Origin of the sequence: Microbacterium sp. Root53 (assembly GCF_001426925.1) — a bacterium.
GTDB lineage: Bacteria > Actinomycetota > Actinomycetes > Actinomycetales > Microbacteriaceae > Microbacterium.
Genome location: NZ_LMFR01000024.1, coordinates 285,521 through 301,368 on the forward strand (window position 1 = coordinate 285,521; position 15,848 = coordinate 301,368).

The 15,848-nt window shown below is 66.9% G+C and carries 9 protein-coding genes and 3 rRNA genes; all 12 read left to right on the forward strand.

What is annotated here, in order from left to right; genetic code table 11:
* The first annotated feature begins 14 nt into the window (after positions 1–14).
* The 12 genes from argC to rrf all read left to right on the forward strand — a co-directional run bounded on the left by argC (position 15) and on the right by rrf (position 15,802).
* A complete protein-coding gene (gene argC / locus ASD19_RS12815) occupies positions 15–1,064 on the forward strand; it encodes an N-acetyl-gamma-glutamyl-phosphate reductase (protein ID WP_055993356.1) in 1,050 nt (349 codons plus the stop codon).
* Positions 1,061–2,218, forward strand: a complete 1,158-nt coding sequence (argJ, locus tag ASD19_RS12820; protein ID WP_055993358.1) for a bifunctional glutamate N-acetyltransferase/amino-acid acetyltransferase ArgJ — start codon at positions 1,061–1,063, stop codon at positions 2,216–2,218. The genes argC and argJ overlap by 4 nt, the downstream gene beginning before the upstream one ends.
* A complete protein-coding gene (gene argB / locus ASD19_RS12825) occupies positions 2,215–3,126 on the forward strand; it encodes an acetylglutamate kinase (RefSeq protein ID WP_055993360.1) in 912 nt (303 codons plus the stop codon). Before argJ ends, argB begins: the two co-directional genes overlap by 4 nt.
* Entirely contained in the window at positions 3,123–4,376 is a 1,254-nt protein-coding gene (locus ASD19_RS12830) for an acetylornithine transaminase (protein WP_055993362.1), read from the forward strand. Before argB ends, ASD19_RS12830 begins: the two co-directional genes overlap by 4 nt.
* Entirely contained in the window at positions 4,373–5,296 is a 924-nt protein-coding gene (argF, locus tag ASD19_RS12835) for an ornithine carbamoyltransferase (protein ID WP_055993364.1), read from the forward strand. The genes ASD19_RS12830 and argF overlap by 4 nt, the downstream gene beginning before the upstream one ends.
* Complete coding sequence (locus tag ASD19_RS12840) at positions 5,275–6,414, forward strand: heparan-alpha-glucosaminide N-acetyltransferase domain-containing protein (RefSeq protein WP_230667699.1); 1,140 nt, start codon at positions 5,275–5,277, stop codon at positions 6,412–6,414. The genes argF and ASD19_RS12840 overlap by 22 nt, the downstream gene beginning before the upstream one ends.
* An 82-nt stretch (positions 6,415–6,496) precedes the next feature.
* Positions 6,497–7,936: an argininosuccinate lyase gene (gene argH / locus ASD19_RS12845; RefSeq protein WP_055993366.1), complete on the forward strand. Its 1,440-nt coding sequence runs from the start codon at positions 6,497–6,499 to the stop codon at positions 7,934–7,936.
* A gap of 66 nt (positions 7,937–8,002) precedes the next feature.
* The gene (locus tag ASD19_RS12850) at positions 8,003–8,764 is read left to right on the forward strand and encodes a hypothetical protein (RefSeq protein ID WP_055993368.1); all 762 of its coding nucleotides are present in this window, start codon (positions 8,003–8,005) and stop codon (positions 8,762–8,764) included.
* 26 nt (positions 8,765–8,790) lie between these two features.
* Positions 8,791–10,083: a tyrosine--tRNA ligase gene (gene tyrS, locus ASD19_RS12855; RefSeq protein WP_055993370.1), complete on the forward strand. Its 1,293-nt coding sequence runs from the start codon at positions 8,791–8,793 to the stop codon at positions 10,081–10,083.
* A gap of 580 nt (positions 10,084–10,663) precedes the next feature.
* A 16S ribosomal RNA gene (locus ASD19_RS12860) occupies positions 10,664–12,186 on the forward strand.
* Between the two features lie 294 nt (positions 12,187–12,480).
* A 23S ribosomal RNA gene (locus tag ASD19_RS12865) occupies positions 12,481–15,583 on the forward strand.
* Between the two features lie 102 nt (positions 15,584–15,685).
* Positions 15,686–15,802, forward strand: a 5S ribosomal RNA gene (gene rrf / locus ASD19_RS12870).
* Together the 16S, 23S and 5S rRNA genes form the textbook arrangement of a ribosomal RNA operon.
* The last annotated feature ends 46 nt before the right edge of the window (positions 15,803–15,848 follow it).

Consider the following 15,848-nt stretch of genomic DNA (forward strand, 5'->3'; position numbering starts at 1 on the left):
ATAAGGTGGAACCCATGACCCTTTCGGTCGCCGTCTCCGGCGCTTCTGGCTATGCGGGCGGCGAGCTGCTCCGTCTGCTCGCCGATCATCCCGACGTCGAGATCCGCACCGTGACCGCGCACTCCAACGCCGGTCAGCCGCTCATCGAGCACCAGCCTCACCTGCGATCCCTCGCGCACCTGACGCTGCAGGACACGACCCCCGAGATCCTCTCCGGGCACGACGTGGTGTTCCTCGCGCTGCCGCACGGTCAGTCCGGGCAGTACACGGATGCGCTCACCGACGTCTCGCTCGTGATCGACTGCGGCGCGGATCACCGCCTCACGGGGAAGGACGACTGGGACGCCTTCTACGGCGGCGACTTCCACGAGCCGTGGACCTACGGCGTGCCGGAGCTGCCGATCGGCGGCGGCGCGAAGCAGCGCGAGCGCCTCGTGGGCGCCACCCGCATCGCCGCGCCGGGCTGCAACGCCTCGACGGTGGCGCTGAGCCTGGCTCCGGGCGTCGCGGCGGGCGTGATCGCGGCGGACGACATCGTCAGCGTGCTGGCGGTCGGCCCGTCGGGCGCGGGCAAGAGCCTCAAGACCAACCTGCTCGCGAGCGAGATCCTCGGATCCGCGAACCCGTACGCCGTCGGCGGCACGCACCGCCACATCCCCGAGATCGCGCAGTCGCTGCGCGCGGCGGGCGCGATCGGCGACGTCCGGATCTCCTTCACCCCCGTGATCGTGCCGATGGCCCGCGGCATCCTGGCGACCAGCACGGCCCCGATCGCCGAGGGCGTGTCCGCGGCGCAGGTGCGCCAGGCGTGGGAGGCGGCGTACGGCGACGAGACGTTCGTGCAGCTGCTGCCGGAGGGGCGGATGCCGCGCACGGCCGACGTGATCGGCGCCAACACGGCGCTGATGGGCCTCGCGGTCGACGAGGCGGCCGGCCGCGTGGTGGTCGTCACCGCGGTCGACAACCTGACCAAGGGCACGGCTGGCGCCGCCATCCAGTCGATGAACATCGCGCTCGGCCTCCCCGAGGGCCGCGCGCTCAGCGTGAACGGAGTGGCGCCGTGAGTGTGACCGCAGCCAAGGGCTTCGAGGCGGCGGGCGTCGCCGTGGGGCTGAAGTCGACCGGAGCGAAGGATGTCGCCGTGGTCGTGAACCGCGGTCCGCTCAAGACGGGCGCCGCGGTGTTCACCACGAACCGCGCCAAGGCCAACCCGATCCTGTGGTCGCAGCAGGCGATCGCGGACGGCGTGGTCGAGGCCGTGGTTCTGAACTCCGGAGGGGCCAACTGCTTCACGGGTGAGTTCGGCTTCCAGACCACGCACCAGACGGCCGAGAAGGCCGCCGAGCTGCTCGGCGTCAGCGCGGCCGACGTGCTCGTGTGCTCGACCGGCCTGATCGGCTCGGGCGACGACGTCTTCCGCGCCAAGGTGCTCGAGGGCACGACGCAGGGCGTCGCCGCGCTCAGCTCCGCCGGCGGAGACGACGCGGCCGCCGCGATCATGACCACCGACACAGTGCCGAAGACCGCCGTGCGCAGCGCCGACGGCTGGACGATCGGCGGCATGGCCAAGGGCGCGGGCATGCTGGCGCCGGGCCTGGCCACGATGCTCGTGGTCATCACGACCGACGCCGTGCTGGACGCGGCCGCGGCCGACGCGCACCTGCGCGCCGCGACCCGCGTGAGCTTCGACCGCCTCGACTCCGACGGCTGCATGTCGACGAACGACCAGGTCACGCTGCTGGCGAGCGGCGCGAGCGGCGTCGAGCCGGACGAGACCGCGTTCCGGGAGGCGCTGATCGACCTGTGCCGCGAGCTGTCGCAGAAGCTGCAGGACGACGCCGAGGGCGCCAGCCACGCCATCACCATCGAGGTCGTCGGCGCCGCGAGCGAGGACGACGCGGTCGAGGTCGGTCGCTCGGTCGCCCGCAACAACCTGTTCAAGGCGGCGATCTTCGGCAACGACCCGAACTGGGGCCGCGTGCTCGCCGCGATCGGCACCACGCAGGCGGCGTTCGACCCGTACGACGTCGACGTGTCGATGAACGGCGTGCGGGTGTGCACCAAGGGCGGCCCCGACCGCCCGCGCGAGGAGGTCGACCTGACGCCGCGCGCCACCCACGTGCTGATCGACCTGCGAGCCGGGGACGCGGCCGCCACGATCCTCACGAACGACCTGACCCACGACTACGTGCACGAGAACAGCGCCTACTCCTCATGAGCTCCGATCACATCGACATCCAGGACACCAGCCCCGAGGAGGCCGCCGCGAAGGCGGCCACCCTCATCGAGTCGCTGCCGTGGGTGAAGCGCTACCGCGACCAGATCGTCGTCGTGAAGTACGGCGGCAACGCCATGATCAGCGAGGAGCTGCAGGACGCGTTCGCGCAGGACATCGCGTACCTGCGGTACGTGGGCGTGCGTCCCGTCGTCGTCCACGGCGGCGGACCGCAGATCTCGAGCATGCTCGACCGCCTCGCGATCCCGAGCGAGTTCAAGGGCGGCTACCGCGTCACGAGCACGGAGGCGATCAGCGTCGTCCGGATGGTGCTCACGGGCCACATCAACCCGCAGCTCGTCGCGAAGATCAACTCGCATGGGCCGCTGGCCACGGGGCTGAGCGGCGAGGACGCCGGGCTGTTCGGCGGACGCAAGCGCGGCGTGGTCATCGACGGCGTCGAGGAGAGCCTCGGGCGCGTGGGCGACGTGGTGAAGGTCGACCCCTCCGCCGTGCTCGACCACCTCGACGCGGGCCGCATCCCGGTCGTCTCCAGCATCGCGCCGGATCTGGACCACCCCGGCCAGTCGCTCAACGTGAACGCGGATGCCGCGGCCGCGGCGCTCGCGATCGCGCTCAACGCGCGCAAGCTCGTCGTCCTGACCGACGTCGCCGGCCTGTACGCGGACTGGCCCAACCGCGACTCGCTCGTCTCGCACCTCACCGCGGACGAGCTGCGCGAGATGATGCCGCGCCTGGAGAGCGGCATGATCCCGAAGATGCAGGCGTGCCTCGACGCGGTCGAGGGCGGGGTCGGCGCGGCGGCGATCATCGACGGCCGCGTGCAGCACTCTGTGCTCGTCGAGCTGTTCACGAGCAAGGGGATCGGAACGCAGGTGACCGCATCATGAGCGCACAGCAGACCACGGATGCCGCGACCGCGGCCTGGCAGGACGCGGCCGCGCGCGACCTCATGAGCCTGGGCGGTCGTCTCGCCCTCCTCACCCGCGGCGAGGGCTCCCACGTGTGGGACGCCGACGGCACGCGCTACCTCGACTTCCTCGGCGGCATCGCCGTGAACTCGCTCGGGCACGCCCATCCGGTGTTCGTCGAGGCGGTCAGCCGCCAGGCGGCCACGCTGGCGCACGTGTCGAACTACTTCGCGACGCCGCAGCAGCTCGAGCTCGCCGCGCGGCTGAAGGAGCTGGCAGGCACGGGGGAGCGGGGCCGCGTGTTCCTCGCGAACTCGGGCACCGAGGCCAACGAGACCGCGATCAAGCTCGCGCGCCTGCACGCCGCGAAGACCGGCCGCCAGGACGCCGTGATCGCGAGCCTGCACGGAGCGTTCCACGGGCGCTCCACGGGCGCGCTCGCCCTCACCCCCAAGGCCGCGTACCAGGATCCGTTCCGTCCGCTGCTGCCGGGCGTCACCCACATCGAGCCGACGCTCGAGGCGCTCGAGGAGCTGTTCGCGGGCGGCGAGCAGGTCGCGGCCCTCGTGGTGGAGCCCATCCAGGGCGAGGCCGGCGTGCTGCCGCTGCCCGAGGGCTACCTGCGGCGCGCGCGCGAGCTCACGACCGCTCACGGCGCGCTGCTCATCCTCGACGAGGTCCAGACCGGGATGGGGCGCACGGGCCACTGGTTCGCGTTCCAGGCCGAGGGCGTCGCGCCCGACGCCATCACGCTCGCCAAGGGCATCGCGGCGGGCTTCCCGCTCGGCGCCGTCGTGACGTTCGGCGACGCGAGCGACCTGTTCTATCCCGGCACCCACAACTCGACGTTCGGCGGCAACCCGCTCGCCAGCGCGGTCGCGAACGCGGTGATCCAGGAGATCCAGGATCGCGACCTGCTCGCCAACGTGACGGCGCGCGGCGCGCAGCTGCGCGTGGCCGTCGAGGGCATGCCGCTGGTCGCGGGCACGCGCGGCTCCGGCCTGCTCATCGGCATCGCGCTGACCGCGCCCGTCGCCGCCGAGGTGCGCGCGACCGCCCACGCGCGGGGACTGATCGTCAACGCGCCCACCGACGACGCGATCCGCATCGCGCCGGCCTACACGATCGGCGACGCCGAGGTCGCGGAGTTCACGTCGACCTTCGCGGCCGCGCTCGAGGAGGTCGCCTCCCGCCACGCCGCTGCCACGACCGAGGGGAACCCCGCATGACCCGCCACTTCCTGCGCGACGACGACATCACGCCCGCCGAGCAGGCCGAGATCCTGGATCTCGCCGCGACGCTGAAGCAGGACCGCTGGGCCGACAAGAGCCTCGCGGGCCCGCAGACCGTCGCGGTGATCTTCGACAAGTCGTCGACCCGCACGCGCGTGTCGTTCGCGGTCGGGATCGCGGACCTGGGCGGCACGCCGCTGATCATCTCGACCGCCAACAGCCAGCTCGGCGGCAAGGAGACGCCCGCCGACACCGCGCGCGTGCTCGAGCGCCAGGTCGCCGCGATCGTGTGGCGGACGTACGCGCAGGCGGGCCTGGAGGAGATGGCGCAGGGGACGCGCGTCCCGGTCGTGAACGCGCTCAGCGACGACTTCCACCCCTGCCAGCTGCTGGCCGACCTGCTCACCATCCGCGAGCACAAGGGCGACCTGAAGGGCCTCACGCTGTCGTTCTTCGGCGACGGCGCGAGCAACATGGCGCACTCCTACGTGCTCGCGGGTGTCACCGCCGGAATGCACGTGCGCGTCGCCTCGCCCGAGTCCTACGCGCCCCGTGAGGACGTCGTGGCCGACGCCGACCGCATCGCGCTCGAGACCGGGGGCTCGGTGACGCTCTACACCGACCCGCTCGAGGCCGCCGCGGGCGCCGACGTGGTCGTCACCGACACCTGGGTCTCCATGGGCAAGGAGGAGGAGAAGCTCGCGCGCCTGCGCGACCTCGGCGCCTACAAGGTCACGCAGGAGACCATGTCGGTCGCGGATCCGGGCGCGATCTTCATCCACTGCCTTCCCGCCGACCGCGGCTACGAGGTCGACGCCGAGGTGATCGACGGTCCCCAGAGCGTGATCTGGGACGAGGCGGAGAACCGCCTGCACGCGCAGAAGGCGCTGCTGGTGTGGCTGCTGCGGCAGGCCTGACCCGCACCACCCACGGCGGCCTGCGAGGCCGCTTCGACCGAGGCCGCGCGCGGCTGGACGGTCCCGGGCGCGAGCCCGGGATCGACCTCGCGCGCGGCCTCGCCGTCGTCGGCATGTTCGCCGCGCACCTGCTCGACACCACGGCGTTCGAATGGACGCATCCGGCGACGTGGACCGACGTCGTCAACGGGCGCTCGTCCATCCTGTTCGCGACGCTGGCAGGGGTGTCGCTCGCGCTGGTGACGGGCGGGGAGCGCCCGTTCGACGGCGCCCGGATGGCGAGCGCCCGCTGCTCGCTCGCCCTCCGCGCCGCGTGCATCTGGCTGCTGGGCGTCCTGCTCGTGATGCTGCAGACCCCCGTGCTCGTGATCCTGCCCGCGTACGGCATCCTGTTCCTCCTGGCGCTCCCGTTCCTGCGGCTGCCGGTCGGGTGGCTGTTCGCGGCGTCCGCCGGCGTGGCCGTGGCCGCGCCGTTCGCCGTCTTCGCGATCGACCAGCTGCCGCTGTGGGACGGCGAGGCGGGGCAGACCGTCGCCCACACGATCGGATGGCACTACCCGTTCGCGCTGTGGCTGGCCTTCGTCCTCGCGGGCATCGGCACGGGCCGGATGGCCTTCGCGCGTCCCGCGACCGCGACGCTCCTGCTCGCGGTCGGCGCGGTGCTGGCGGCCGTGGGCTACGGCATCGTGGGCCGCTGGGCGGAGCTCGCGCCCGCGGACTCGATCTGGGGCGTGGTGCTGTCGAGCACCGCGCACTCGAGCGGCATGGGGGAGGCCGTCGGATCGGGCGGGTTCGCGCTCGGAGCGATCGCGCTGTGCACGCTCCTGTGCGCGACGCCCGCGCGGGCCGTGTTCCTGCCCCTGCGCGCGGTCGGTTCGATGCCGCTCACGGCGTACACGGCGCAGCTCCTGACATGGGCGGCGCTGCAGCCGCCGGCGGGCGAGGCGGGATCGGAGCTCGCGGCGTTCCGCGCGCTGGATCCGTTCTGGCCGCTGACCATCGCGACGCTCGCCGGGTGCACCGCGTGGGCGCTGCTGCTCGGGCGGGGCCCGCTCGAGCGCCTGGTCGGCTGGGTGGCCCGGGTCGGTCCCCGCGAGGCGCCGGCCGGCGCGGCGTAGAGCGCGCTCCGGGGATCTCCGGCGCCCCGGAGGGAGCGACCTCGGGCGGGGAGGGCGGCGCGCGCTCGATAGGCTGGGACGCATGAGCAGCGAGCAGCCGAGCGGCCAGCACGGGACCAACGAGGGCGCCCTCTGGGGCGCGCGTTTCGCGACCGGGCCGTCGCCTGAGCTGCAGGCGCTCAGCCGCTCCACCCACTTCGACTGGCAGCTGGCGCTGTACGACATCGCGGGCTCGCACGCGCACGCCAAGGCGCTCGCGGCGGCGGGATACCTGGAGCCCGACGAGGAGCGCCGCATGCACGAGGGCCTCGACACCCTCGCGAAGGCCGTCCAGGACGGCTCGCTGCGGGCCCGCCCCGGCGACGAGGACGTGCACGGCGCGCTCGAGGCCGCGCTGATCGAGGTCGTCGGGCCCGAGCTGGGCGGCCGCCTGCGCGCCGGCCGCAGCCGCAACGACCAGATCGCGACGCTCGTGCGCATGTACCTGCTCGACCACGCCCGCGTGATCGCCAAGGAGCTGCTCGCGCTGATCGACGCGCTCGTCGCGCAGGCCGACGCGCACCCCGACGTCATCCTGCCCGGCCGCACCCACCTGCAGCACGCTCAGCCGGTGCTGCTGGCGCACCACCTCCAGGCCCACGCCTGGCCGCTCGTGCGCGACCTCGAGCGCCTCCGCGACTGGCGCGCCCGCGCCGCCGTGTCGCCGTACGGCGGCGGCGCGCTCGCCGGGTCGACGCTGGGCCTGGACCCGCAGCTGGTCGCGAGCGAGCTGGGCCTCGACCGGCCCGCAGAGAACTCGCTCGACGGCACGTCGTCGCGCGACGTCGTGGCGGAGTTCGCGTTCATCGCGGCGCAGATCGGCGTCGACCTGTCGCGCTTCGCCGAGGAGATCATCCTCTGGAACACGCGCGAGTTCGGCTTCGTCACGCTGGACGACGGGTACTCCACGGGCTCGAGCATCATGCCGCAGAAGAAGAACCCCGACATCGCCGAGCTGGCGCGCGGCAAGGCGGGGCGCCTGGTCGGCAACCTCGCGGGCCTGCTCACCACGCTCAAGGGCCTGCCGCTCGCGTACAACCGCGACCTGCAGGAGGACAAGGAGCCGGTGTTCGACTCGGTCGCGACCCTCGAGGTCGTGCTGCCGGCGTTCACCGGCATGGTCGCGACCATGCGCTTCGACGCCGCCCGCATGGCGGAGCTCGCGCCTCAGGGGTTCTCGCTCGCGACGGATGTCGCCGAGTGGCTCGTGAAGCGGCGGGTCCCGTTCCGCGACGCGCACGAGATCTCGGGCGCGCTGGTCCGGGCGTGCGAGGAGCGCGGGATCGGCCTCGAGGACGCCTCCGACGAGGTGCTCGCGTCGGTCTCGTCCCACCTCACCCCGGAGGTCCGCGCCGTGCTCTCGATCGAGGGCTCGGTCGCGAGCCGCACGGGCGCCGGCGGCACCGCTCCGGAGCGCGTGGCCGAGCAGCGCGCCGAGCTCGTCGCCCGCGCCCAGGCAGCGGTCCACGCCCTCGGTCTGTGAGGTCCCGCCCCGGGAAACGCGGCCCGGTGACGCCGGGATGTCGGACGCGGCGGGCATGATGGGGGCATGATCCTCGCCGGCCTGCTGCTGCTCGCGGTCGGCGCCGCCGATCTCGTGCGGACGGTCTTCAAGCGCTCGCCGGCGCCGATCCGCCTGGCGTCGCTCGGCGTCGTGGCGGTGGCCATCCTGGCGCTCGGCGTCGTCACGGCCGCGCCGTTCGCCGGCATCGCGGCGGTCGTGGTCGGCGCGCTGTGGCTGCAGCTCATGCCGGACATGGGCCGGTCGCCGGCCTCGATCTGGCCCGCCGCGGCGGTCGGCTCGCTCGCCGCGCTCGCGGTGGTCCTGGTGCCCGCGGACGCCGGATCCGGTCTGTTCGGTCCCGTGTCGATCGCGTCTCCGGTCGGTGCCCTGTCGCTTCCCGCGATCGTCCTGACGCTCGGCGCCGTCGCCTACCTGATGGAGGCCGCGAACGTCGTCGTGCGCGCCGCTCTCGAGCGCGAGAACATCGCTCCGGATCCGATCCCGGAGGAGCGGCACGAGATCGTCGATCCGACGGCCATGCCGAAGCTCGGTCCGGGTCAGGTCATGAGGGGCGGCCGGCTGATCGGCCCGCTCGAGCGCGCGATCGTGTTCGCGCTCACGCTCGCCGCCGCCTACCCGCTGCTCGCGGCGTTCATCGCCGCGAAGGGCATCGTGCGCTTCCCCGAGATCTCGCGCGACGGCGACGGGGGAGACCGGGCCGAGTACTTCCTGGTGGGCAGCATGGTCAGCTGGGTGCAGGCCCTGTCGCTGGCCTTCCTCGTGTGGTTCGGCATCGGCGCGGCCTGACCCGGCGCACGCCCTAGGCTGGTGGGGTGACCGAGACCGTGGCCGCACCGAAGACCGATCCGTCCTTCGACACCATCTGGGACGAGCTCCTCTGGCGAGGGCTCGTGCACGTGTCGACCGACCAGGAGGCGCTGCGCGAGCTGCTCGCGGGCCCGCCGATCGTGTTCTACTGCGGCTTCGACCCGACCGCGCCGAGCCTGCACCTGGGCAACCTCGTGCAGCTGCTCACCATGCGCCGGCTCCAGCTTGCCGGCCACCGGCCTCTCGCGCTGGTCGGCGGCTCGACCGGGCTGATCGGCGACCCGCGCCCGACCGCCGAGCGCACCCTGAACACGCGCGAGACCGTGGCGGAGTGGGTGCAGAAGCTGCGCGCGCAGGTCGAGCGCTTCCTCGACTTCGACGGCGACGACGCCGCGCGCATCGTGAACAACCTCGACTGGACGGCGCCGCTGTCCGCGATCGACTTCCTGCGTGAGATCGGAAAGCACTTCCGCGTCGGGACGATGATCAAGAAGGACGCGGTCAGCGCCCGCCTCAACTCGGATGCGGGCATCAGCTACACAGAGTTCAGCTACCAGATCCTGCAGGGTCTGGACTACCTGGAGCTCCACCGCCAGTACGGCTGCGTGCTGCAGACGGGCGGCAGCGACCAGTGGGGGAACCTGACGAGCGGCGTCGACCTGATCCACAAGGTCGAGGGCGTCTCGGTCCACGCCATCGGCACGCCGCTGATCACGAACAGCGACGGCACCAAGTTCGGCAAGAGCGAGGGCAACGCGATCTGGCTCGACGCCGAGATGTGCAGCCCGTACGCGATGTACCAGTTCTGGCTCAACACCGATGACGCCGATGTGATCGCGCGGCTGAAGGTGTTCACGTTCCTCACCCGCGCCGAGATCGAGGAGTACGAGCGGCTCGTCGCCGAGGAGCCGTTCCGCCGCGCCGCGCAGAAGCGCCTCGCGCTCGAGGTGACCACGACCGTGCACGGCCCCGAGGCCACGCAGGCCGCGGTCGCGGCCTCGGAGGCGCTCTTCGGCAAGGGCGATCTCGCGACGCTCGACGCCGCGACCCTCGCCGCCGCGCTGCGGGAGCTGCCTCACGCGGATGTGGCGTCGGGGACGCCGGTCGTGCAGGCGCTCGTGGAGACCGGGCTGGTGTCGTCGGCGTCCGAGGCGCGGCGTGCGATCGCCCAGGGCGGCGTCGCGATCGACGGTGCCAAGGTCGACGACGACTCCGCGGTCGTGACCGGCTCCCTCCCCGGGGGAGTGTCCGTCCTGCGGCGCGGCAAGAAGGCGCTCGCCGGCCTCTTCGTCGCCTGACGGGCCCCGCCCCGGGGGCGCGACACGCCCGGGGGATGGCGTGGTTTGCCCCGCCTCTCGGATCCACGTAATGTATTCCCTTGTCGCCGCCAAGCGGTGAGGTTGAGCCGGAAGGCTCCCACCCCAGGTCGACGACGAACTCCACGACAGGACCCCTCGGATCCACGTAATGTATTCCCTTGTCGCCGCCAAGCGGTGAGGTTGAGCCGGAAGGCTCCCACCCCAGGTCGACGACGAACTCCACGACAGGACCACCCGGAACGGGCGCGACTGGCGTGGGATTGCTGCCCGCTCTGCGGTCACAGCGACACGGAGTGTCGATTTGACAGCGAGAGAGCGAGCGGTAAGATAGAGAAGTTGCCCCGGAGGGCTGCGGCGGGAGTCGCAGGGCTGGGAGCATCCGATCCTTGAGAACTCAACAGCGTGCACTTGTCAAATGCCAAATAACCTCGGCAACTGGCCTTTTTGGTTGGTTGCGAGATTCCTTTGGATCAATTTTGGAAGTCAGTTTTGACATCCGTTTTTGGTCAGCATCAAACTCGCTGCTTCACCGTTTTCCCGGTGGGGTCAGCATTTTTTCTTCACGGAGAGTTTGATCCTGGCTCAGGATGAACGCTGGCGGCGTGCTTAACACATGCAAGTCGAACGGTGAAGCTCCAGCTTGCTGGAGTGGATCAGTGGCGAACGGGTGAGTAACACGTGAGCAACCTGCCCCGGACTCTGGGATAACAGTTGGAAACAGCTGCTAATACCGGATACGCACCATACAGGCATCTGTTGTGGTGGGAAAGATTTTTTGGTTCGGGATGGGCTCGCGGCCTATCAGCTTGTTGGTGAGGTAATGGCTCACCAAGGCGTCGACGGGTAGCCGGCCTGAGAGGGTGACCGGCCACACTGGGACTGAGACACGGCCCAGACTCCTACGGGAGGCAGCAGTGGGGAATATTGCACAATGGGCGGAAGCCTGATGCAGCAACGCCGCGTGAGGGATGACGGCCTTCGGGTTGTAAACCTCTTTTAGCAGGGAAGAAGCGAGAGTGACGGTACCTGCAGAAAAAGCGCCGGCTAACTACGTGCCAGCAGCCGCGGTAATACGTAGGGCGCAAGCGTTATCCGGAATTATTGGGCGTAAAGAGCTCGTAGGCGGTCTGTCGCGTCTGCTGTGAAAACCCGAGGCTCAACCTCGGGCCTGCAGTGGGTACGGGCAGACTAGAGTGCGGTAGGGGAGATTGGAATTCCTGGTGTAGCGGTGGAATGCGCAGATATCAGGAGGAACACCGATGGCGAAGGCAGATCTCTGGGCCGTAACTGACGCTGAGGAGCGAAAGGGTGGGGAGCAAACAGGCTTAGATACCCTGGTAGTCCACCCCGTAAACGTTGGGAACTAGTTGTGGGGACCTTTCCACGGTCTCCGTGACGCAGCTAACGCATTAAGTTCCCCGCCTGGGGAGTACGGCCGCAAGGCTAAAACTCAAAGGAATTGACGGGGACCCGCACAAGCGGCGGAGCATGCGGATTAATTCGATGCAACGCGAAGAACCTTACCAAGGCTTGACATATAGAGGAAAGGTCTGGAAACAGTCCCCCCGCAAGGTCTCTATACAGGTGGTGCATGGTTGTCGTCAGCTCGTGTCGTGAGATGTTGGGTTAAGTCCCGCAACGAGCGCAACCCTCGTTCTATGTTGCCAGCACGTAATGGTGGGAACTCATGGGATACTGCCGGGGTCAACTCGGAGGAAGGTGGGGATGACGTCAAATCATCATGCCCCTTATGTCTTGGGCTTCACGCATGCTACAATGGCCGGTACAAAGGGCTGCAATACCGTGAGGTGGAGCGAATCCCAAAAAGCCGGTCCCAGTTCGGATTGAGGTCTGCAACTCGACCTCATGAAGTCGGAGTCGCTAGTAATCGCAGATCAGCAACGCTGCGGTGAATACGTTCCCGGGTCTTGTACACACCGCCCGTCAAGTCATGAAAGTCGGTAACACCTGAAGCCGGTGGCCTAACCCTTGTGGAGGGAGCCGTCGAAGGTGGGATCGGTAATTAGGACTAAGTCGTAACAAGGTAGCCGTACCGGAAGGTGCGGCTGGATCACCTCCTTTCTAAGGAGCATCTGGCACCCTCGGGTGTCCAGGCGCCAGATCGGGACCGAATGTGTCTCGCTGGTCAGCTCATGGGTGGAACATTTGACATGCTGTCAGCGCAGCTGACCTTCGCTAGTACGCACTTCGGTGCTGGAACGTGGGGGTTGGGGAGCGGGGCGGCTGCACGCTGTTGGGTCCTGAGGGACCGGGTCTTCGGATCCTCTCCTTCTGGACTCACTCTTGTCTTCCTGCCGGTTGGTGGGTTGCGGGGTGGGTACCGCCCGTACTTTGAGAACTACACGGCTCATGTGATTTCAAGTCTTTAAGAGCAAACGGTGGATGCCTTGGCATCTGGAGCCGAAGAAGGACGTAGCAATCTGCGATAAGCCTCGGGGAGCTGATAAGCGAGCTTTGATCCGAGGGTGTCCGAATGGGGAAACCCCGCCAGGCGTTTGTGCGACCTGGTGACTCCCGCCTGAATATATAGGGCGGGTAGAGGGAACGTGGGGAAGTGAAACATCTCAGTACCCACAGGAAGAGAAAACAACAGTGATTCCGTGAGTAGTGGCGAGCGAAACCGGATGAGGCTAAACCGGGCGTGTGTGATAGCCGGCAGGCGTTGCACGTTCGGGGTTGTGGGACTCTCTTGACTTCTCTGCCGAGGGGTCGACGTGACAGAAGCGTATAGACGAACGGTCTTGAATGGCCGGCCAGAGTGGGTGGCAGCCCCGTAGTCGAAATGCGTGTTCTGGCGTGGAGAGGATCCCAAGTAGCACGGGGCCCGAGAAATCCCGTGTGAATCTGCCAGGACCACCTGGTAAGCCTAAATACTCCCAGATGACCGATAGCGGACAAGTACCGTGAGGGAAAGGTGAAAAGTACCCCGGGAGGGGAGTGAAATAGTACCTGAAACCGTTTGCTTACAAACCGTTGGAGCACCCCTGGTAGGTGTGACAGCGTGCCTTTTGAAGAATGAGCCTGCGAGTTAGCGATACGTGGCGAGGTTAACCCGTGTGGGGTAGCCGTAGCGAAAGCGAGTCTGAATAGGGCGATTCAGTCGCGTGTCCTAGACCCGAAGCGAAGTGATCTATCCATGGCCAGGCTGAAGCGACGGTAAGACGTCGTGGAGGGCCGAACCCACTTAGGTTGAAAACTGAGGGGATGAGCTGTGGATAGGGGTGAAAGGCCAATCAAACTTCGTGATAGCTGGTTCTCTCCGAAATGCATTTAGGTGCAGCGTTGCGTGTTTCTTGCCGGAGGTAGAGCTACTGGATGGCCGATGGGCCCTACCAGGTTACTGACGTCAGCCAAACTCCGAATGCCGGTAAGTGAGAGCGCAGCAGTGAGACTGTGGGGGATAAGCTTCATAGTCGAGAGGGAAACAACCCAGACCACCAACTAAGGTCCCAAAGCGCGTGCTAAGTGGGAAAGGATGTGGAGTTGCTCAGACAACCAGGAGGTTGGCTTAGAAGCAGCCACCCTTGAAAGAGTGCGTAATAGCTCACTGGTCAAGTGATTCCGCGCCGACAATGTAACGGGGCTCAAGCACGCCACCGAAGTTGTGGCATTGAAACTATTGGCAGGCCTTCGTGGTCCAGCCGTTTTGATGGGTAGGAGAGCGTCGTGTGGCGAGTGAAGCGGCGGTGGAAACCAGCCGTGGACGCCACACGAGTGAGAATGCAGGCATGAGTAGCGAATGACGTGTGAGAAACACGTCCTCCGAAAGACCAAGGGTTCCAGGGTCAAGCTAATCTTCCCTGGGTAAGTCGGGACCTAAGGCGAGGCCGACAGGCGTAGTCGATGGACAACGGGTTGATATTCCCGTACCGGCGAAGAACCGCCCCAACCAATCCAGTGGTGCTAAGCGCCCGAATCCATCCACCGTCACCTTCGGGTGACACCGGGTGGCCTAGCGCGCGACCCCATGCTGGTGCGGTTAGCGTATTAACAGGTGTGACGCAGGAAGGTAGCCCAAGCCAGGCGATGGTAGTCCTGGTGCAAGTGCGTAGGCCGGGGGATAGGCAAATCCGTCCCCCATACAGGCTGAGACACGATGCGGATGAAAAGTGGGTGATCCTATGCTGCCGAGAAAAGCATCGACGCGAGGTTCCAGCCGCCCGTACCCCAAACCGACTCAGGTGGTCAGGTAGAGAATACCGAGGAGATCGAGATAATCGTGGTTAAGGAACTCGGCAAAATACCCCCGTAACTTCGGGAGAAGGGGGGCCATCCACTTATTAGGACTTGCTCCGAAAGGGTGTGGTGGCCGCAGAGACCAGTGGGTAGCGACTGTTTATTAAAAACACAGGTCCGTGCCAAGTCGCAAGACGATGTATACGGACTGACGCCTGCCCGGTGCCGGAAGGTTAAGAGGACCGGTTAGCCGCAAGGCGAAGCTGAGAATTTAAGCCCCGGTAAACGGCGGTGGTAACTATAACCATCCTAAGGTAGCGAAATTCCTTGTCGGGTAAGTTCCGACCTGCACGAATGGCGTAACGACTTCCCAACTGTCTCAACCACGAACTCGGCGAAATTGCATTACGAGTAAAGATGCTCGTTACGCGCAGCAGGACGGAAAGACCCCGTGACCTTTACTACAGCTTGGTATTGGTGTTCGGTGTGGCTTGTGTAGGATAGGTGGGAGACTTTGAAGCGGTGACGCCAGTTACCGTGGAGTCGTTGTTGAAATACCACTCTGGTCACTCTGGATGTCTAACTTCGAACCGTGATCCGGTTCAGGGACAGTGCCTGGTGGGTAGTTTAACTGGGGCGGTTGCCTCCCAAAAAGTAACGGAGGCGCCCAAAGGTTCCCTCAACCTGGTTGGCAATCAGGTGGCGAGTGTAAGTGCACAAGGGAGCTTGACTGTGAGACTGACAGGTCGAGCAGGGACGAAAGTCGGGACTAGTGATCCGGCAGTGGCTTGTGGAAGCGCTGTCGCTCAACGGATAAAAGGTACCTCGGGGATAACAGGCTGATCTTGCCCAAGAGTCCATATCGACGGCATGGTTTGGCACCTCGATGTCGGCTCGTCGCATCCTGGGGCTGGAGTAGGTCCCAAGGGTTGGGCTGTTCGCCCATTAAAGCGGTACGCGAGCTGGGTTTAGAACGTCGTGAGACAGTTCGGTCCCTATCCGCTGCGCGCGTAGGAAGTTTGAGAGGATCTGACCCTAGTACGAGAGGACCGGGTTGGACGAACCTCTGGTGTGTCAGTTGTTCCGCCAGGAGCACCGCTGATTAGCTACGTTCGGGATGGATAACCGCTGAAAGCATCTAAGCGGGAAGCCGGCCTCAAGATGAGACTTCCATGCCTTCGGGCGAGAGGCTCCCAGCCAGACTACTGGGTTGATAGGCCAGATGTGGAAGTGCAGCAATGCATGCAGCTGACTGGTACTAATAAGCCGATGACTTGATAACACCCCGCTCTTCTAGCGGTGCGCGCGTCCACTGAGTGGTTCTCGATGTACGGTCGAGAACACAACAACAAAGCTTTTGTTGTGACTGAAACATCAACAGTGTTTCGGCGGTCATAGCGAGAGGGAAACGCCCGGTCACATTCCGAACCCGGAAGCTAAGCCTCTCAGCGCCGATGGTACTGCAGGGGGGACCCTGTGGGAGAGTAGGACACCGCCGGACTTCCTTTACGAGAGGGCCACCCAACGCTGGGTGGCCCTCTTGCGTT